General features: G+C 68.8%; 13 protein-coding genes. 3 read left to right on the top strand and 10 right to left on the bottom strand.

The window, feature by feature from the left end:
• The first annotated feature begins 110 nt into the window (after positions 1 to 110).
• Entirely contained in the window at positions 111 to 2,450 is a 2,340-nt protein-coding gene (locus ACTIGN_RS32765) for a redoxin domain-containing protein (protein ID WP_439631921.1), read from the top strand.
• Between the two features lie 164 nt (positions 2,451 to 2,614).
• Here ACTIGN_RS32765 and ACTIGN_RS32760 read toward each other — a convergent pair whose 3' ends face one another.
• From ACTIGN_RS32760 to glnA, 5 genes are all read right to left on the bottom strand, one after another.
• The gene (locus tag ACTIGN_RS32760; RefSeq protein ID WP_439631919.1) at positions 2,615 to 3,334 is read right to left on the bottom strand and encodes a 3-keto-disaccharide hydrolase; all 720 of its coding nucleotides are present in this window, start codon (positions 3,332 to 3,334) and stop codon (positions 2,615 to 2,617) included.
• Positions 3,335 to 3,476: 142 nt separating this feature from the next.
• On the bottom strand, positions 3,477 to 4,169 hold the full coding sequence (pgl, locus tag ACTIGN_RS32755; RefSeq protein ID WP_439631917.1) for a 6-phosphogluconolactonase: 693 nt from the start codon (positions 4,167 to 4,169) through the stop codon (positions 3,477 to 3,479).
• A 185-nt stretch (positions 4,170 to 4,354) separates the two neighbouring features.
• Positions 4,355 to 5,368 carry a phosphogluconate dehydrogenase (NAD(+)-dependent, decarboxylating) gene (gene gnd, locus ACTIGN_RS32750; RefSeq protein ID WP_439631915.1) on the bottom strand — a complete coding sequence of 338 codons (1,014 nt, stop codon included), beginning with the start codon at positions 5,366 to 5,368 and terminating at the stop codon, positions 4,355 to 4,357.
• A gap of 350 nt (positions 5,369 to 5,718) precedes the next feature.
• The gene (locus tag ACTIGN_RS32745; RefSeq protein ID WP_439631913.1) at positions 5,719 to 5,976 is read right to left on the bottom strand and encodes a hypothetical protein; all 258 of its coding nucleotides are present in this window, start codon (positions 5,974 to 5,976) and stop codon (positions 5,719 to 5,721) included.
• A 117-nt stretch (positions 5,977 to 6,093) separates the two neighbouring features.
• Positions 6,094 to 7,527: a type I glutamate--ammonia ligase gene (gene glnA / locus ACTIGN_RS32740; RefSeq protein WP_439631911.1), complete on the bottom strand. Its 1,434-nt coding sequence runs from the start codon at positions 7,525 to 7,527 to the stop codon at positions 6,094 to 6,096.
• 123 nt (positions 7,528 to 7,650) lie between these two features.
• On the opposite strand from glnA, the gene ACTIGN_RS32735 reads away from it, so the two are divergent.
• Positions 7,651 to 8,364, top strand: coding sequence for a hypothetical protein (locus ACTIGN_RS32735; protein WP_439631910.1), 714 nt, complete (start codon positions 7,651 to 7,653; stop codon positions 8,362 to 8,364).
• A gap of 50 nt (positions 8,365 to 8,414) precedes the next feature.
• Here the strand turns inward: ACTIGN_RS32735 and ACTIGN_RS32730 are convergent, their stop codons facing one another.
• The 5 genes from ACTIGN_RS32730 to ACTIGN_RS32710 form a co-directional block, all read right to left on the bottom strand.
• The gene (locus ACTIGN_RS32730; RefSeq protein ID WP_439631908.1) at positions 8,415 to 9,476 is read right to left on the bottom strand and encodes a hypothetical protein; all 1,062 of its coding nucleotides are present in this window, start codon (positions 9,474 to 9,476) and stop codon (positions 8,415 to 8,417) included.
• Positions 9,477 to 9,786: 310 nt separating this feature from the next.
• Positions 9,787 to 10,461, bottom strand: coding sequence for a hypothetical protein (locus tag ACTIGN_RS32725; RefSeq protein ID WP_439631906.1), 675 nt, complete (start codon positions 10,459 to 10,461; stop codon positions 9,787 to 9,789).
• Positions 10,462 to 10,664: 203 nt separating this feature from the next.
• The gene (locus tag ACTIGN_RS32720; protein ID WP_439631904.1) at positions 10,665 to 12,539 is read right to left on the bottom strand and encodes a 30S ribosomal protein S1; all 1,875 of its coding nucleotides are present in this window, start codon (positions 12,537 to 12,539) and stop codon (positions 10,665 to 10,667) included.
• A 450-nt stretch (positions 12,540 to 12,989) separates the two neighbouring features.
• Positions 12,990 to 14,369, bottom strand: a complete 1,380-nt coding sequence (locus ACTIGN_RS32715; RefSeq protein ID WP_439631902.1) for a NupC/NupG family nucleoside CNT transporter — start codon at positions 14,367 to 14,369, stop codon at positions 12,990 to 12,992.
• A 92-nt stretch (positions 14,370 to 14,461) separates the two neighbouring features.
• Positions 14,462 to 15,313, bottom strand: a complete 852-nt coding sequence (locus tag ACTIGN_RS32710) for a DUF1559 family PulG-like putative transporter (RefSeq protein ID WP_439631900.1) — start codon at positions 15,311 to 15,313, stop codon at positions 14,462 to 14,464.
• Positions 15,314 to 15,797: 484 nt separating this feature from the next.
• Between ACTIGN_RS32710 and ACTIGN_RS32705 the strand changes: the two genes are divergently transcribed.
• The gene (locus tag ACTIGN_RS32705; protein ID WP_439631898.1) at positions 15,798 to 18,434 is read left to right on the top strand and encodes a PSD1 and planctomycete cytochrome C domain-containing protein; all 2,637 of its coding nucleotides are present in this window, start codon (positions 15,798 to 15,800) and stop codon (positions 18,432 to 18,434) included.
• Positions 18,435 to 18,704 lie beyond the last annotated feature (270 nt).

Raw genomic sequence — 18,704 nt, 5'->3', positions numbered from 1 at the left:
AAGATCCGGCCGGGTCGCACGCTGGGAGGGTGTGCCGCCCCGCGGCCGAAACCGTTCCGCCCCGTGCCGGGTAGAATGGTCTGGTCGCCACGCTCACCGAGGAACACCGGATGTTTCGCTCCCTGCTCGTTGCCCTCGTACTCGCGCCGGTCTGCGTCGCCGCCGACGCCAACCCCGAATCGGTCGTCGGCACCAAGGCACCGAATCTCGCGCTCACCGTCGTGGGCGACGGCACCCAATCGAAGCTCGACGCGCTCCGTGGCAAGGCGGCCACGGTCGTCGTGTTCGTCTCGTTCGAGTGCCCGGTCTCCAACTCCTACGTCGCGGGGCTGAACGAACTCGCCCGCACGCACGCCGAGAAGGGCGTCGCGGTCGTGCTCGTGTGCCCGACCGACGACCCGCGTGAAGCGGTCGCGAAGGCCGCCGCCGGGTTCAAGCTCACCGTCCCCGTGCTCCTCGACCCGAAGCGCGAACTCGCGAGCGGCCTCGGGGCCGTCTGCACGCCGGAAGCGTTCCTCCTCGACGGCGAGGGCACGGTGCGGTACCGCGGCCGCATCGACGACGGGTACTCGGCCCGGCTCAAGCGGAACCCCGTGGTCTCGACGCACGAACTCACCGACGCGCTCAACGCGGTGCTGGCGGGCAAGCCGGTCGCCACGGCGGTCACGAAGTCGGTCGGGTGCGAGATCGAGTACGCCGCGAAGCCGGCCTCGAGGGCCGGGGCGGTCACGTTCTACAAGGACGTCGCCCCGATCCTCAACGCGCACTGCGTCGTGTGCCACCGCACGGGCGAGGTCGGGCCGTTCGCGCTCACCACGTTCGCGCAGGCCCGCCGGTGGGCGCGCGATATCAAGGAGTACACGGCGAACAAGCAGATGCCCCCGTGGCCGGCCGCCGGCGGGGTGCCGATGCGGGGCGAGCGGAAGATGGCCGCGGCCGAGATCGCGGCGCTCGCGGCGTGGGCCGACGCCGACGCCCCCGAGGGCGACCCGAAGGACGCGCCCAAGGCCCCCGAGTTCGGGTCCGACGGGTGGCGGCACGGCAAGCCGGACCTGGTCCTCACCGCCGACGCCGACTTCCGCCTCGGCGGCAGCGGGAGCGACCTGTTCCGGGTGTTCGTCGTCCCCACGAAGCTCACCGCGAACAAGTGGGTGATCGGGTACGACGTGAAGCCCGGCAACCCGCGGGTCGTCCACCACACGCTGCACTACTTCGACACGACCGGGGCCGCCCGCGGGCTGGAGGCGAAGCAGCGGGCGAAGGACGACGGCAAGATCCTGCTCGACAGCGGTCCGGGGTACACGGTCGGCATGGGCGTCGGGTTCGTTCCCCCCGCCAACAAGCCCAACGAGACGCCGCAGTTCGGCGGCATCGGCGGGTGGGCGCCCGGCCAGCTCCCGCAGTTCGTCCCGCAGGGGGCCGGGTGGCTGCTCCCCAAGGGGAGCGACTTCCTGATCCAGACGCACTACCACCGCAACGGCCAGTTCGCCACCGACCGCACGCAGGTCGGCCTGTACTTCGCGAAGGGGCCGGTCGAGCAGCCGTGGCAGACGCTCATCATCAACGGGCTGAAGCAGTGGGAGAAGATCCCCGCGGGCCGGGCCGACTTCGGGACCGGCGGCGCGATCTACCTGCACACCGACGCGGTGCTGCACAACGTGCTCCCGCACATGCACGTGCTCGGCAAGTCGGTCCGCGTCACCATGACCCCGCCGGGCGGCCAGCCCGTCGTGCTCGTCGAGATCCCGGCGTGGGACTACCGGTGGCAGGAGACGTACTGGTTCAAGGAGCCGATCGCCGCCAAGGCCGGCACGAAGCTGGAAGTGCGGGCGGTGTTCGACAACTCGGCCGCGAACCCGAACAACCCCACCAAGCCGCCGCGGGACGTGGCGTACGGCGAGGAGACGACCGACGAGATGCTGTTCGTGTTCCTCGGCGCGACCAGCACCGCGACCCCGTGGAAGCCGATCAAGACCTTCGCCTACGCGCCGGACGCGGCCGCCGCACCGATCAAGGGCGAGCTGACCCCGCTGCTCAAGGAGCTGGTCGGCACCTGGGACACGAACACCGAGCTGAAGGTCGGCGGCCGCGGGGTGAACCTGAAGGGCCAGGACGTGGTCGAGACGGCGTTCAACGGCACGTTCCTCCGCAGCCTCGCGACCAGCGCCGCCGACGACCGCGGGCTCATCCAGCTCATCACCTACGACCCGGCGGCCAAGCGGTACCGCATGTGGCTGTACGACTCGGCCGGCACCGAGGTCGAGTGGACCGGCACGCCCGACGAGGCCGCGAAGACGATCGCGTGGCGGGCGCACACGGGCGACGGCACGAAGCTCGCACTGAACTGGAAGCTCGCGGCCGCCGGCGGGTACACCTGGGACTTCGTCGCCTCGACCGGCGACAAGACGGTCTTCGAGATGAAGGGCGACCACACCGCCCGCAAGAAGTGACCGCGGCACGATTCGGGCACAAGACGAGCCGCACGATCGAAGACCGATCACGCACGATCCAGACAGAGGACTGGGTTTAACCTCGGTCTTCTGTCCGGATCGCGTCTTGATCGTCTCCGATCGTGCGGCTCATCCTTGTACTTCTTGCGTCCGGACCGTGCGGCTCACTTCACGGTGATGAGCTTGTCGTCCTTGGGGAACGTCTCGATCACGAGCCCCTTGAAGTGCAGCTCCTGCGGCTTGTCGAGCGAGTGCAGTTGCAGGCCGATCGGGCCCTCCTTGATCCGCTCGGGCTGCGGGTCGCGCCAGTCGACGACGGCCGCGCCGTTGATCGCGACGCGGACCCGGTTCCCCTGGGCCAGCACCTCGATGTCGTTCCAGTCGTGCTGCTTGCCGACCTTCTTCGCCGGGCCGCCGTCCACCGGCAGGCCGTTGCGGCCGAACAGGTCGTACATGCCGTACCCGGACGGGAACATGACGAGGTGCCCGGCGTAGGTGTACTCGGACCGCTCCTTCTTCGGCTCCTTGCTCACCTCGGGCTTCACGGCCCCCCAGAACGCCACGCCCGAGTGCATCTCGGACCCGGGCAGCAGCTTCGCCGCGAACGTGAGGCGGAAGTCGGTGTACTTGTTCTTGGTCAACAGGTAGGTGCTGAACTTGAGCGGGTCGGTGTTCTTGGCGACGATGACGCCGTCCTTGACCGACCACAGGTCGGAGTACCCCTCCCAGCCGTCGAGCGTCTTGCCGTCGAACAGCGTGACGGTCTCGGTCTTCCCCTCGCGGGGGGCGACGACCGGCGCCTCCTTCTTGGCGGGGTCCTTCTTGTCCTCGGCGGCCGCGGCGCTCACGGCGGCGACGAGGCACAGGGTCATCAGCGTTCGCATGGAGAGTCCTTGAGGAGAGGGGGACGTACTTGGTGGGGCAGACATTCCTGTCTGCCTCCCGACGCGGCTGGAGGCAGACAGGAATGTCTGCCCCACCAGGAATGACACGCGGGCTCGCGCCGCGCCGCTCGCGAGTTCGCCATCACAGCTTCGCGGCGGCGATCGCGTCGGCCATGACGACGGCACGGGTCTGGTCGACGCGGCCGCCGGGGATCGCGGGGTCGGCCGCCCGCAGTTGCACGAGCGGGCCGGGCTTGTCGGCCCCGGTCACCACCCACAGGAGCTTGCGGGCGCGGTTCAGCGCCGGGTACGTCAGCGTCATCCGCCGCCGCTTCTGGTACAGGCCGCCGGTGAGCGCGACGTCCCGGTCGGTCACGTCGAGGACCGAGTCGCCGGGGACGAGCGAGGCGGTGTGGCCGTCCGGCCCGAGCCCGAGGTGAACGAGGTCGATCACCGCGGGGGTGCCGCACAGCCGCTCCAGTTCCCTCGCGTACTCCGCGGCCGCGGCCTCGGGGTCGGCGGCCTCGACGGGCATCGGGTGCAGGTTCGCCGCGGGGATGGGCGCGAGGTCCATCAGGCTCGCACGGAGGTGCGTGAGGTTCCGGTCCGGGTCGCCGGCCGGGGCGATCCGCTCGTCCACCTGCACGACGTGGAACTTGTCCCACGGCACGTCGAGCTTGGCGAGTTCGCGGAGCATGACCCACGGGGTGCGGCCGCCGCTGACGGCCAGCACGAACGCGCCGCGGGCCGCGACCACCTCGCGGGCGTCGGCGGCGATGAGCGCGGCGGCGGCGGCGGCGACCGCGTCGGCGTCGGGGAGAACGTCGATCTTCATAGAGTTCCTCGATCGCGACAAAGCAGAAGACGATTGATCCACAGATTACGCAGAAGACGCAGATTTCAAAACCGAGAAGACCAGAAGCAGACCCCGGGTCGTCGGACGATCACGTCCTCTCGGCTCTGCTTTCTGTCTTCAAATCTGTGTCTTCTGTGTAATCTGCGGATCAATCGTCTTCTCTGCTACTTCTTCTCGTGGTGCCCGCCGAACTGGAACCGCATCGCCGAGAGGAGCTTGTCCTGGAACTCGGACTCGCCGCGGGACGCGAACCGCTCGTACAGCGCGGTCGTCAGGACCGGCACCGGGACCGCCTCGTCGATTGCGGCCTTGATCGTCCACCGGCCCTCGCCCGAGTCGGACACGCGTCCGGTGAAGTTCGACAGTTTCGGGTCTTCGAGGAGTGCGGTCGCGGTGAGGTCGAGGAGCCACGACGCGACCACGCTGCCGCGGCGCCACACCTCGGCGATGTCCGGCAGGTTGAAGTCGTACTGGTAGTGCTCGGGGTCGCGGAGCGGGGTGGTTTCGGCGTCGACGGCGTGCGTCTTCTTGCCGACGTTCGCGTTCTGGATGACGGCGAGCCCCTCGGCGTAGGCCGCCATGAGGCCGTACTCGATGCCGTTGTGGACCATCTTCACGAAGTGCCCGGCCCCGTTCGGCCCGCAGTGCAGGTAGCCCCGCTCGGCGGTGCCGCCGGGCTTCTTGTCGCGGCCCGGGGTCACGGGCACGTCGCCCTTGCCGGGGGCGAGCGTGTCGAGGATCGGGTCGAGGTGCTTCACCACCGCCGGCTCGCCGCCGATCATCATGCAGTACCCGCGCTCGAGCCCCCACACGCCGCCGCTGGTGCCGACGTCCACGTAGTGGATGCCCTTGGGCTTCAGCTCCCCGGCCCGGCGGATGTCGTCGATGTAGTACGAGTTGCCGCCGTCGATGACGATGTCGTCCTTGGCGAGCAGCGGGACCAGCTCCTTGAGGCTCGCGTCCACGACCCCCGCGGGGACCATCAGCCAGACGGCCTTCGGGCCGGTGAGCTTGGAGACGAAGTCGGCCACGGAGGTCGCGCCGGTCGCGCCCGCGGCGGCGAGTTCCTTGACCGCGGCCTCGTTCCGGTCGTACACGACGCACTTGTGGCCGGCCTTCATCAGGCGCTTGACCATGTTCGCGCCCATTCGGCCGAGGCCGATCATTCCGAGCTGCATCACCGTCTCCTGGTTCGTATCCGGGGTGTCGAGAGGCGAGCATACCCGATCGGGTACCGACGGTCACCGGAATTCGCAGTGGGTCGGGCCGGCTCGATTGGTGGCGCACCGCACCTGGGCTTGGTGGCACATGCCTGTGGCCTGTGGAAGCAAACACAGGCCAGAGGCCACTGTGCTGTATCGTTGGCCTCACGCGGGCCGCCACGGAGGGCGGCCCCTACAAACCAAAAGCCGATGTCCGGTAGGGGCCGCCCTCCGTGGCGGCCCGCCAGCCACGTCCGCGGATCGCCAGGATTTCAACCGACCAGCCAGAGGCCTGTGCAACCGGCAAGACGCACCGTCGCAGCGGGTCAGGACCGCGGGTCGCCGATCTTCCCGACGACCTGTGGCGTGTGGCCCATCTTGCGAAGTTCGTCGAGGACCGCGTCGATGCGGCCCGGCCGGATGAGGACGACCTTGTCGGACAAGCGACCGGCGACCTCGGCCGAGAGCTTCTTGCGGGCGAGGACTTCTTCGGCGAGCAGCGAGTCCTCGGTGAGCACGAGGCACACCCGGCGGTGCAGCTTCGCCGAGAGCCGGCGGTTCGCGTTCGCGTCGAATCCGGTCATGCGTTCTCCAGTGGCCCCGGCAACTGCTTGGTTTTGCTTGGTGGGGCATACATTCTTGTCTGCCTCCACGGGCGACGGGCGGCAGACAAGAATGTCTGCCCCACCGACCCGATTGCGTCACATGTCGAAGTACAGCGCGAACTCGTAGGGGTGCGGGCGGATGCGGATCGCGGCGACTTCTTCCTTGCGCTTGTAGTCGATCCACGTCTCGATCACGTCCTCGGTGAACACGCTCCCCTGCAGCAGGAACTCGTGGTCCTTCTCCAGGGCCGTGAGCGCGTCGTCGAGCGTCTGCGGCACCCGGGGGAGGTCCTTCAGTTCCTCCGGCGGCATGTCGTAGATGTCCTTGTCGAGCGGGGGGCCGGGGTGCGTCTTGTTCTTGATGCCGTCGATCATCGCCATGAGCATCGCGGAGAACGACAGGTACGGGTTGGCCGCCCCGTCCGGCACGCGGTACTCGATCCGCTTCGACTTGGCCCGCGACGAGTACACCGGGATGCGCACCGCCGCCGAGCGGTTCCGCTGGCTGTACGCGAGGTTCACCGGCGCCTCGAACCCGGGCACGAGCCGCTTGTAGCTGTTCGTCGTCGGGTTGGTGATCGCGCACAGCGCCGCACCGTGCTTGAGGAGCCCACCGAGTGCGTACATGGCGGTCTCGGACAGGCCCGAGTAGTCGCTGCCGGCGAACAGGTTGGTGCCGTTCTTCCACAGCGAGGCGTGGACGTGCATCCCGCTGCCGTAGTCCTCGAACAGAGGCTTGGGCATGAACGTCGCCGTCTTCCCGTTCTTCCGGGCGACGTTCTTGACGACGTACTTGTACTTCAGCACGTTGTCGGCCATCTGCACCAGTTCGTCGTACCGGATGTTGATGGCGCACTGGCCGGCGGTGGCCTTCTGGTGGTGGTGGCTCTCGACGGTCATCCCGCACGTCATCATCGCGAGCATCATCTCGCTGCGCAGGTCGTGGACCGCGTCGGTCGGGGCGCACGGGAAGTACCCCTGGCGGGTGGGCACCTTGTACCCGAGGTTCGGGCGCTCGTCGCGGCCCGTGTTCCACGCCCCCTCGCCGCTGTCGACGTAGTAGAACGCCGAGTGGGCGGTCTGGTCGAACTTGACGTCGTCGAACACGAAGAACTCGAGCGACGGGCCGAACATCGCGGCCTCGGCGATGCCCGTGCTCTTCATGTAGTTCACGGCCTTCCGGGCCACGTTCCGCGGGTCTTTACTGTAATCTTCCTTGGTGAGCGGGTCCTGAATGTTGCAGATCATCGCAAGGGTGACGTCCTTGCAGAACGGGTCGATGAACAGCGTCTCCGGCTGGGGCACCAGGAGCATGTCGGACTCGTTGATCGGCATCCACCCGCGGATGCTCGACCCGTCGAACCCGATGCCGTCCTCGAACACGAGTTCGTCGAGCACCTCGGCGGGAACGGTGAAGTGCTTCCACTGGCCGGGGAAGTCCATGAACCGGAAGTCGACGGCCTTGACCTCGCGTTCCCGGAGCAGGGCGAGGACTTCGCGGGGGGTGCGGTTGGGTTCGCGGTGCGGCACGACGGCAGACCCTCGGCGGCGAGGCCGAAACAGGAGACAGGCACTAACGTTGGGGAGAGATGGCCCGTCCCGATGTTATACGAAATCGCCGCGCCCCGCGAGCGCGAACCCGGAGGGCACGCGATGACCGAAGATGAGTGGCTGAGGTGCGACGATCCCATCACGTTGTTCGAATTTCTCAATCGCAGAAACGAGAATGCGAGAAAGTTTCGCCTGCTCGCCTGCGCGTGTTGCCGCCAACAGTGGCATCTGATGACATTTCCAGACAGCCGTGAAGCGGTCGACCTCGCTGAGCATTACGCTGATGGCTTGGCTGATTTGGCGAGGCTCGACCAAGTTTGCGAACGACTGGATGATGCGATCACCCCGTTGATTCGACTCGATAGAACGCGAAGTGACCTTTGGGCCGCTCTTGCAGCCTCCCGCCCAGCTTGGACCGATCCTCGGCGCAACCACGGCACTGCAGAGGGCTGTGGCTATGTGTTCACAGATCTCGTGACGGCAGTGATGTGCGTTGAAGTTCCTGCTGCTGACCAGAATCAGGAAGCCGAGTGGCGGGTTGGAGACCGCGTCTACCCAGGTTTCGCCAGCCTGCTTCGCGACATCTTCGGGAACCCGTTCCGGCCGGTCGCGTTCGATGCCGCGTGGCGCACGTCTACGGCGGTTGCGCTGGCGCAGGGGATGTACGAGTCGCGGGACTTCGGCGCGATGCCGATCCTCGCCGACGCGCTGCAAGACGCCGGCTGCGACAGCGACGATATCTTGACGCATTGCCGCGGCGACGGTCCGCACGTCCGCGGGTGCTGGGTGGTGGATTTGGTGCTGGGGAAGGTGTGACGCCGCACCCGGGGCTCACCCCGGGTGCGTTTGGGTCCGCAAGGGAGGGGTTACCTGTCGATCTGCACCTGGACCCGCTTGATGACCGCGGGGGCGGCGATCGCCGGCGCGAGCTGGGTGGCCGGAGCGACCGCCGGGACCAACCCCGGTTGGCCGGCGGGCTTCGCGGGCTTGGCGGGCGCAGCCGTCGCGCGGTCGAACGGGTTCGGCTGGCCGGGCTGGAACACCAGTTCCGGCGACACGATCACCAGCACGTCGTCGCGGAACGCCTTGAGGTAGTTCGCGTCGGGGAACCGGTAGTCGCCGGCGACCAGCACCAGCCCGCCGGCCCGCAGCCGCTCCAGCGCCTCGCCCTTGTTGACCAGCTTGCCGTTCACGTCATAGGCGTCGAACTTGAGGTCGGCGAGCTGCTTCTTGCCGTCGGCCCCGGCCGGGGTGCCCGGGTCCGCGGCCGCCGGGGCTCCGCCGATCATCACGTCGCCCTCGATCATGATCCGGGCGTTCCCGCGGAACTGGGCCTTGCCCCCGAACCCGCCGTTGTACAGGCCGTTCACGTTCGGGTTCGGGTTCACCGGCACCCGCACCTCGCCCTTGTCGTCGGCGGCGAGCAGCACGAGCCGCGGCGAGGCGGTCGCGGGGTACGGGTCGTGCCCGCACAGGAAGTGCGCCTCGCCGAGCCCGTCGGCGGTCATGACGACCGTGTCGCCCTGAACGGCCCGGAGCCAGCCCGCGTCCACCGGCTTGCCGTCGGCGGTGACAAGGAGCGTGGCCCCGTCCCTGACCCGCTGGGTCGCGGCGTCGGCGGTCAGCACGGTGCCGTCGGCGGTCGCGAACTTGCCGCCGAAGTCGGCGATCGACTTGCGGACGTACTGCGACGTGACCTGCTCGACCTCCTGCTGCTTCATCACCTGCTTGCCGTTCTCGACGGCGAAGAAGTTCTGCTGCACCTTGACCTTCTGGTACACGTGGGCGGTGACCCACACGCCGCCGCCCGGCTCGGCCTTCGCGGCCACGACCCGCGGGGCCGGGCCGGTCGGGTTCGGGGCGGCGTCCTTGGGCACGGGGGCGGCCGGTGCGGCGACCGCTGCGGCGACGAGCAGGGACGTGAGCATGACGGGTTCCTCGGGAGCGCGTCGACGGTGTGCGGGCGGGCTTCGGACTCGGAACGGAGCGGACGGACCCGCTTCACTCTACGCGGGCGTCCGGGTCGTGTAAAGAATCTGGCCGACGTGTTACAGTCTGGTGAGTGGCGGTTTGTCAGCCGCGGAGCGGCGACCGACGGTAGCCAGGGGTGCGGCCCGCTTCGGGCAAACCCCTGGTCCCGAGGCAAACGCTCCCGGACCAGGGGTTCCCGCTCGAAGACTCGCTCCACCCCTGGCTACCCTCGACCGCCCCTTCCGGGGCCACAACTCGTCACCGCCGTCACTTCACGGGGGCGGGCTTCGGGGTCTTGTCCACCATCGGCACGACCGGGGCCGGCTGTGCCACCGGCGGGACCGGGGCGACCTCGTCGACCGGGGCCGGGAGGATCTGGATCACACCGGGCTGGATCTGGATCCCGCCGCCCGGCGGGATCACGGCCGGCAGCGGGCGGATGCCGCCCGGGCGACCGATGATGCCGGGCTTGCCGACGCCGCCGCCGATCCCGCCGACCGGGACCACGAACTCGGGGGACACCAGGACGAGCGTGTCGTCCTTGAACACCTTCAGGAACGCCGGGCTGACCGCCTTCCCGTCGCTGGTCATCACCACGACCGCGCCCCCGGCCAGCTTCTTCATCGCGACCTCGGCCTCGACCTTCATCCCGTCGGCCTGGGTGAACACCAGGTCCTTGACCTCGCCGAGTTCGACCGCCTTGGTGACCGGCATCTCGCGCACCAACTGGGCGGGCGGGGGGGCGTTCCCGCCGCCGATCGGGGCGATCGCGGCCCCGACGGCGATCTGGACCTTCTCCATGCGTGTGATGGTGACCATTACCTTGCCGCTGGCGTCGGCCTTCATTTCGACGACCCGCGGGGCGGCCCCGGTCGGGACCGGTGCGGTCGGGGCCGGAACCGGCGCGGCGAGCGCGAGGGACAGCGTGAGAGCGGTGATCATTACTGCGTACTCCGGGAAAATGAGCGACCCCGCCGGGGAGAGGTCCAGCGTACCGAATAGACGGGCGACCCGGTGCCGCGGATTGAAGAAAGTTCACCCCGCGCCCAGAAATGGTGCGGCGGGGGGGCCGGGGCCACGCCCAACGAAACAGCCCCCGGCGGTCCGGGGGCTGCGTGGGCACCGTGCTCACCCCGTGAGGGGCGTCACTCCTTCTTGTCGCCGGGCAGCGCGAACAGCGGGCCGGCCGTGCCGGTGCCGCCGCGGAGCCCTTCCTTCTTCTCCTTGTCGACCTTCACGAACGGCTTGTCGGCCTTGTCCGCCTTGTCGGCCTTGTCCGCCTTCTCGGGCTTGTCGGCCTTCTCCGTCTTCTCGGCGGCGGCCGCGGCCTCCATCTCCTCGGTCGGCATGTCGGGGATGATGTCCGGCACCAGGCCGTCGTCCACGTTCTTCATCGACAGGCCGATCTTCCGGTCCTTGGCGTCGACGCGGAGCACCTTCACGTCCACGTCGTCGCCGACCTTGACCACCTCCTCGGGGCTCTCGATCTTGTTGTCGGAGAGTTCCGAGATGTGCAGGAGCCCTTCGAGGCCCGGCTCCAGCTCGACGAACACGCCGAAGTTGGTGAGCTTGGTGACCTTGCCGTGGGTCTTCTGCCCCGGGGTGAACCGGGCCGGGATGTCGGTCTCCCACGGGTCGCTGCCCATCTGCTTGAGGCCCAGCGCGACCCGCTTCCGCTCCTGGTCGACCGACAGGACGACGCAGGTGAGCTTCTGGCCCTTCTGGACGACCTCGGACGGGTTGGACACCTTCCGCACGTAGCTCATGTCGCTGACGTGCAGGAGGCCGTCGATTCCCTCCTCTATTTCGATGAAGGCCCCGTAGTTCGTGAGGTTCCGCACCGTGCCGGTGATGATGGTGCCCGGCGGGTACTTCTTGGCGACCTCGCCCCACGGGTTCGCCTGGCACTGCTTCATGCCGAGCGAGATCTCCTTCTTGTCGTGGTTGATGTTCAGCACCTGAACCTCGACCTTGTCGCCGATCTGGACCAGTTCCTTCGGGTCCGCGATCCGCTTCACCCACGACATCTCGGAGATGTGGACCAGCCCCTCGATGCCGGGCTCCAGCTTCACGAACGCCCCGTAGGGCATGATGTTGACCACTTCGCCGTTGTGCCGGCTGTTGATCGGGTACTTGGTCTCGATGTTCTGCCACGGGCTCGGGGTCTTGTGCTTCAGCGACAGCGCGATCTTTTCCTTCTCGCGGTCGATGTGCAGGATGTAGACCTCGAGCTCCTGGTCGATCTGGACCACGTCCCGCGGGTTGGTGACCCGGTGCCAGCCCATGTCGGTGATGTGGAGCAGGCCGTCGATCCCGCCGAGGTCGACGAACGCGCCGAACTCGGCGATGTTCTTGACGATGCCCTTGCGGACCTGGCTCACTTCCAGTTCGGACATGAGCTTGTCCTTCTGGAGCCGGCGGCGGTCCTCGATGAGCTTGCGGCGGCTGACGACGATGTTGCGGCGCTGCTCATCGATCTTGAGGATCACGCACTCGATGGTGCGGTCCAGGTACTCGTCGATCGATTGCGGGCGGCGGATGTCCACCTGCGAGGCGGGCAGGAACACGTTGACGCCGATGTTGACGAGCAACCCGCCCTTGATCTTCTTGAGCACCTTTCCGGAGACCACGTCCCCTTCCTTGTGCTTGGCGAGGATCGCGTTCCATTCCTTCTGCCGCTTCGCCTTGCGGTACGACAGGGCGATGGTGCCGTCCTCGCCCTCGACCGTCTCCAGCAGCACCTCGACGGTGTCGCCGGCCTTGGGGGGCGGGGCGTCGGAGCCGTCCTCGCGCCACTCGTCGATCTTGATGACGCCTTCGGACTTGTACCCGATGTCGATCACGACGTCGTCGCCGCGGATCTCGAGCACCTTGCCGGTCACGATCTTGTTCGCGTCGTAGTCCTGGTCCGGGCGGTTGACCCAGTCCTGGATCTCCTGGTTGAAGATGTCGTCGGATTCGCTCAGGAAGCTGTCGTCGACGTGGGAATCGAACTGGCGGAGGAGGTTGCGGTTAACCATAAGTGGGGGTGTCGGTTGCCCGGAATGCCGGGTGCGCAGGGGTTTGGGGACGGCTCCGGCCCCGGCCGCCACGCGGCGGCATCGTCGGGAACGAAGAGTGACAATTGTAGCGAGCCGCGGAACTCGGCAACAGGGCAAAGGACCGGTCGTGACAGATTTGCGGGGAGTGGGGAGGGGGAGGGGGGAGGGGACAGAGGACAGAGGACAGAGGTGCGTCAGCCGCGGAGCGGCGGCCGACGGTAGCCAGGGGTGGAGCGAGTCCTCGAGCGCAACCCCTGGTCCCCGGCGCAACAACAATCCAGCCCTGGAGGGGCGATAGAACCCCGGGACGATCCGCCCCGCGCGGGGGACCAGGGGTTTGCCCGAAGCGGGCCGCACCCCTGGCTACCCTCGGTCGCCGCTCCGCGGCTACGTGCCTCTGTCCCCTGCCCACTCTCCACTCACGACGCCCTACATCAACAGCCCCGCGACGGCCGCGTTGATGAGCGTCGCCAGGAACCCGACGAACAGCGCCTTCATGCCGAGCCTCGCGAGGTCGGCCCGGCGGCCCGGCGCGATCGCGCCGATCCCGCCGAGCTGGATGCCCACCGAAGCAAAGTTGGCGAACCCCGTCAGCGCGTACACCGCAAGCAGCTTCGACCGCTGCGACAGCTCCGTGAACTCGTGCGACCCCGGCAGCTTGCCGCCGAGCGTGAGGTACGCGACGTGCTCGTTCGCCGCGAGCTTGATGCCCAGCAGCGCCCCGACTTTGTCGCACTCCGACGGGTCCACGCCGAGCAGGAACGCGACCGGCGAGAACAGCACCGCGAAGATCTTTTGGAGCGTCAGCCCGGTGAAGAAGCCGCCGAGGATGATGTCGAACAGCGCGATGAACGCGATGAACGCGATGAGCATCGCGGCCACGTTCATCGCGAGCACCAGCCCGTCCTTCACCCCCGCGGCGGCCGCGTCCACGGCGTTCACGTACGGCGTCTCGACGGTGATCGGCGTCTCGCCCGCGGTCGCGGGTCTGCCGGCCTCGGGGTAGACCAACTTCGTCAGGTACAGTGCGCACGGGCACGCCATCACGCACGTCGAGAGGATGGCCACCGGGTCGGCTCCGTAGCTGATGTACACGGCCATCATCCCGCCCGAGATGTGCGCCATGCCGCTGGCCATCAGCGCGAGCAACTCGGACTGCGTCATCTTCGGCACGAACGGCTTCACGATGAGCGGCGCCTCGGTCTGGCCCATGAACACGTTCGCCGACACCGAGAGCGTCTCGGCCCCGCTCGTGCCCATCATGTACTGCATCGCCCGCGCCATGATCCGCACGAAGAACTGGAGGACGCCGAGGTAGTAGAGCACGCTGAAGAACGACGAGATGAAGATGATCGGCGGGAGCGCCTTGAACGCGAACACGAACCCGGCCGGGCCGTCCACCTTCGAGAGCGAGCCGAACACGAAGTCCGCCCCCTTGTCGGACGCGGTGATGAGCGCCTTGATGCCGGCCCCGACGCCCTCGAACACGGCCCGCACCTGCGGCGAGTAGATGACGGCCGCGGCGAGTGCGAACTGCAACCCGATGCCCCACAGGAGGGTCTTGCGGCTGACCGACTGGAGGCTGTTCGAGAACAGCGCCGCGACGCCGAGGAAGCACACGATCCCGCACGCGGCCTGGAACCGGTAACCGAGCGGCTCGTGGAGCACGTACGCCACGGTGCCGACCACGAGGACCCCGCCGGCGATCCCGAGCCGCCACGGGAGCGGGGTCCGGGGCAGCGGGGTCTCGGGGGGCGGGGACTCGTCGGGGGCGGCCGCGGGCGCGGCACCCGGCGCGGGCGAAATCATGTGCGGGTTCCTGTGCGGCGTGGGGCGGCGGGGAGATGGGATCGTTGTAGCCGCCGGCCGCGAAACGGAAGGGCCGCCCCGCCGCGGAGCCGTCACCAGTCGGCCCCGAGCACCTCGCCGCCGCTGGGGGTCAGCGCCGCGGCCCAGTTGGTCGTGGTCCCGGTCGCAATCGCGGCGGCCCCGGCCGCGGTCACCGACCGCACGCTCCCGTCGAGCAGCCCCACCAGGATCAGGCCGCTGTGCGACCCGCTCGGCACGTTCGCGTCGCACGTCGCCGGGCTCCCGCCCAGGTTCGCGGCCGGTGGCACCGGCGCGTTGGCCACCGGCGGCGCGTTGTACGTCGTGCCCCGGATGATCCCCTGGTACGGGGTGATCCGCATCCACGTGTTGAACGCCTGCGTGGTGTCGTTGCAGAACTTCCGCTGCTCCGACAGCAGGATCGTGTTCGAGAGCCCGTCGCCGACGCTCGTGAGGCCCAGCGGGGCCGGTCTGCTGCTCGCGAACGCGGCCGTCACGTTGCCGTTGAAGGCGTAGCTCGTGAGGCCGAGGCTCGCCCACACCGCCGGGCCGTTGTTGTCGTAGGAGGCGTCGGCCGGGCTGATGAACGTCTTCACAGCGGTGGTGCCGCCGGCCCCGCCCTGGTCGAACACCGCCCGCTGCTCCACCTGCGGGAGGAGCTGGTAGAAGATGCCGGGCCGGAAGTTCGTGAGCCCGTACCCGCTCACCGTCGGGCCGGTGCTGATGTGCGGGAGCCGGTCCCCGTTCTCCGAAGCGTAGTTGTGAATCGCGAGGCCGAGTTGCTTGATGTTGTTCGTGCTGCTCATCCGCGCCGCCGCCTCGCGGACCTTCTGGACCGCCGGGAGCAGCAGCCCGATCAGCACCGCGATGATGGCGATGACGACCAGCAGTTCGATCAGCGTGAAGGCGGTGCGGCGGGCGGTCATGGTGGGCTCCGGGCTCGTGTTGGGTACGATCCGTTCGCCCGTTGCCGCGAAAACCTATCACCGGCAGCGGGAAATTTCCCGCCCTACTTCGGGCGAGCCCTCAGCGCCGGCGAGGGGGCCTGTGGATTTGGGCGAGCGGGGGACGTGATCCCGACTCGCGTGAATCAGTTGCTCTTGGTGGGGCAGGCATTCTTGCCTGCTTCCGAAGGCGTCTGGAGGCAGGCAAGAATGCCTGCCCCACGAACAAAGAAACGAATCCATGCGAGTCGGGATGAGTCCCCCGGTGAATGAGAATGGCGGCTCTACCGGGGGACTCACGTCCCCCGCTCGCCAAGACTGCCGAGATCCACGGGTACACCCCGGTGCGATTTTCCGTTTCGCTCGCCGCCCGCCGCGGGATACCATGACAGTGTCCTCCCCGCCGCGACGCTCGCGCCTCCCCCGCCGCTGACCCGCCACCCTGCCGAACAGCCCGAGGCCCCTGATGACCGGACGTGTCGCGCTGGCGATTCTCGCCATCACTCCCGGACTCTCGCGCGCTGCCGACCCCGCACCCACGCCCGCCGCAATCGAGCACTTCGAAAAGAAGGTCCGCCCGGTGCTGGTCGAGCACTGCGCGAAGTGCCACGGGGCCGACCCCAAGAAGATCAAGGGCGGGCTCAGCGTGGCGTCGCGGGCCGACCTGATTACTGGCGGCGACACCGGAACGGCCGTCGTCCCCGGCAACCCGGACAAGAGCCCGCTCGTCCAGGTGATGCGGTACGAGGGCGAGATGAAGATGCCGCCCAAGGGCAAGCTCCGCGACGCCGACATCGCCGCCGTTGCCGACTGGGTGAGGGCCGGCGCGCTGTGGCCCGATTCTGGCGGCGCGGCCGCCAGCGCGACGCCGAAGCCCGCGGGGCCGCTGTTCACCGACGAGCAGAAGCAGTTCTGGGCGTTCCAGCCGGTGAAGCGGCCGGCGGTGCCCGCGGGGACCGCCGCCTCGGCGGTCGATGCGTTCCTCGCCGCGAAGCGCGCCGCGGCCGGGCTGAAGATGGCCCCCGAGGCCGACAAGCGCACCCTGATCCGCCGCGTCACCTACGACCTCACCGGCCTGCCGCCGACGCCCGAGGAGGTCGACGCCTTCGAGAAGGACCCGTCGCCCGATGCGTACAAGCGCGTCGTGGACCGGCTCCTCGACTCGCCGGCCTACGGCGAGCGGTGGGGCCGGCACTGGCTGGATGTCGCCCGGTACGCCGACAGCAACGGTCTCGACGAGAACACCGCGTTCGGCAACGCCTGGAAGTACCGCGACTACGTGATCCGCAGCTTCAACGCCGACAAGCCGTTCGACGCCTTCCTCCGCGAGCAGATCGCCGGCGACCTGCTCCCGCCCACGACCGACGAGGCGGTGCGCCGGGACCGGCTCACGGCGCTCGGGTACCTCGCGATCGGCGCGAAGCTCCTGGCCGAGCCCGACAAGCAGAAGATGCTCATCGACATCGCCGACGAGCAACTCGACACGCTCGGCAAGGGAATCATGGGGCTCACGCTCGGGTGCGCCCGGTGCCACGACCACAAGTTCGACCCGCTCCCGACCCGCGACTACTACTCGCTCCTGGGGGTCTTCACCAGCACCCGCACCATGCAGGGGCTCGGCACCGTCGCCCAGGCGTTCGAGCGGCCGCTCGGCGCGCCGGAGAAGCCGCAGGTCGCGGTTGCCCGGAAGAAACTGGACGACTTCCGCAAGTCGATCCGCGACCTGGAGCGGCAGGCCGCCAAGCTCGCCCCCGGCGACGCCGAGTGGCGGACCATCATCGCGACCGAGATCGACCGGCTCCGGGCCGAGATCGAGGGGGCCGACGAACTCGTCCCGGAGGCCCGGCTGGAGCGGCTCCGCGGCGAGGTCCGCGACATCGAGGTCGCGTTCGGCAAGGTGCCCGAGAAGGACCAGGCGAAGCGGCTCGAACTCCACCACCGGGCCGAGGCACGCCGCACCGAGATCAAGCGGCTCGAAACGCTGGTCGTCCCTCCGGACATCGTGCTCGGCGTCGAGGAGGGCTCGCCCGGTGCGTACGGGACGCAGCCGCGGAACATCTTCGTGCAGGTCCGCGGGAACTACGTGACGCCCGGCGAAGAAGCGCCGGCGCAGTTCCTCCGCATCGTCACCGGCGAGGCCGCGAGCCCGGTCGTCGCCACCACCCCGAACACCGCCGAGAAGCCGCAGGCGAACCGCACCCGGTTCGGCTCGGTCCGGGCGAGCAGCGGGCGGCTCGAACTCGCGAACTGGCTCACCGACGGCAAGCACCCGCTCACCGCCCGGGTGTTCGTGAACCGGGTGTGGCAGCACCACTTCGGCGAGGGGATCGTCCGCACCGTGGACAACTTCGGCAAGCTCGGCGACCGCCCGACGCACCCCGAGTTGCTCGACTGGCTCGCGAGCGAGTTCGTCGCCCGCGGCTGGTCGGTGAAGCACCTGCACCGCGTGATCCTGCTGTCGGCCGCGTACCGGCAGGCCGGCACCCACGACGCCAAGGCCGCGCTCGCCGACCCGGACAACCGGTTGTTGTGGCGGTTCCCCCGGCAGCGGCTCGACGCCGAGGCGATCCGCGACGGCGTCCTCGCGGCGGCTGGAACTCTCGACCGCACTACGGGCGGCACGCTCCTGCCCACCAAGAACTTCGAGTACGTCACCACCGACCAGTCCGGGAACCGGGTCGGGTACGAGTCGCTGCGGCGGAGCGTGTACCTGCCGGTGGTCCGCAACAACGTGTTCGCGTTCTTCCAGACCTTCGACTTCCCCGACCCGAGCACGATGAGCGGCAAGCGGGTGAACACGGTCGTCGCCCCGCAGGCACTGTACCTGCTCAATAGCCCGTTCGTCGCGGCACAGGCCAAGGCCTTCGCCGCCCGACTGTTGAAGGCCGAGCCGACCGACGACGAGGCCCGGGTGGCGCTCGCGTACCGCCTCGCGCTGGGCCGCCCGCCGGTGAGCGCGGAGGTGCGGGACGCGCTCGACTTCGTGAAGGCGTTCGAGGCCGGGCTGACGGCCGAGAACGACGCCCCGACCCGCAAGGCCCGCGCCTGGGCCGCGCTCGGCCGCGCGGTCTTCGCCAGCAACGAGTTCGTCTACGTCGAGTGACCGGACGAGCGTATCGCGTCCGCTGTTCTTGACCTCCCCCCTGGTGGGGGAGGTCGCTCCGAGTCTTCGAGGAGCGGGGGGGGGGAAGCCACACGAGGTGTTGAACGCTTCCCCCTCACCCGCCGCTCGAAGACTCGCGGCGACCTCTCCCCCCAGACGGGGGGCGAGGGGGGTGTGGCTGGCCCCCTCGGGACGCTTCACGGCGGTCCGAGGCAACACCTCTCCCCTGGTCTCGGGGGAGAGGTCGCGACGAGGCTCTGCGAGTCGCGG

The sequence above is a fragment of the Gemmata sp. genome, assembly GCF_051859125.1.
In the GTDB taxonomy this organism is placed as follows: domain Bacteria; phylum Planctomycetota; class Planctomycetia; order Gemmatales; family Gemmataceae; genus Gemmata.
This window is presented reverse-complemented; position numbering and strand designations above follow the sequence as displayed.

Excerpts from the sequence above, each read along its gene's own strand:
- ACTIGN_RS32725 (WP_439631906.1), bottom strand. The coding sequence starts at position 10,461 with ATGATCACCGCTCTCACGCTGTCCCTCGCGCTCGCCGCGCCGGTTCCG.
- gnd (WP_439631915.1), bottom strand. The coding sequence starts at position 5,368 with ATGCAGCTCGGAATGATCGGCCTCGGCCGAATGGGCGCGAACATGGTC.
- ACTIGN_RS32745 (WP_439631913.1), bottom strand. The coding sequence starts at position 5,976 with ATGACCGGATTCGACGCGAACGCGAACCGCCGGCTCTCGGCGAAGCTG.
- ACTIGN_RS32760 (WP_439631919.1), bottom strand. The coding sequence starts at position 3,334 with ATGCGAACGCTGATGACCCTGTGCCTCGTCGCCGCCGTGAGCGCCGCG.
- ACTIGN_RS32720 (WP_439631904.1), bottom strand. The coding sequence starts at position 12,539 with ATGGTTAACCGCAACCTCCTCCGCCAGTTCGATTCCCACGTCGACGAC.
- ACTIGN_RS32705 (WP_439631898.1), top strand. The coding sequence starts at position 15,798 with ATGACCGGACGTGTCGCGCTGGCGATTCTCGCCATCACTCCCGGACTC.
- ACTIGN_RS32710 (WP_439631900.1), bottom strand. The coding sequence starts at position 15,313 with ATGACCGCCCGCCGCACCGCCTTCACGCTGATCGAACTGCTGGTCGTC.
- ACTIGN_RS32715 (WP_439631902.1), bottom strand. The coding sequence starts at position 14,369 with ATGATTTCGCCCGCGCCGGGTGCCGCGCCCGCGGCCGCCCCCGACGAG.
- ACTIGN_RS32765 (WP_439631921.1), top strand. The coding sequence starts at position 111 with ATGTTTCGCTCCCTGCTCGTTGCCCTCGTACTCGCGCCGGTCTGCGTC.
- pgl (WP_439631917.1), bottom strand. The coding sequence starts at position 4,169 with ATGAAGATCGACGTTCTCCCCGACGCCGACGCGGTCGCCGCCGCCGCC.
- ACTIGN_RS32730 (WP_439631908.1), bottom strand. The coding sequence starts at position 9,476 with ATGCTCACGTCCCTGCTCGTCGCCGCAGCGGTCGCCGCACCGGCCGCC.
- ACTIGN_RS32735 (WP_439631910.1), top strand. The coding sequence starts at position 7,651 with ATGACCGAAGATGAGTGGCTGAGGTGCGACGATCCCATCACGTTGTTC.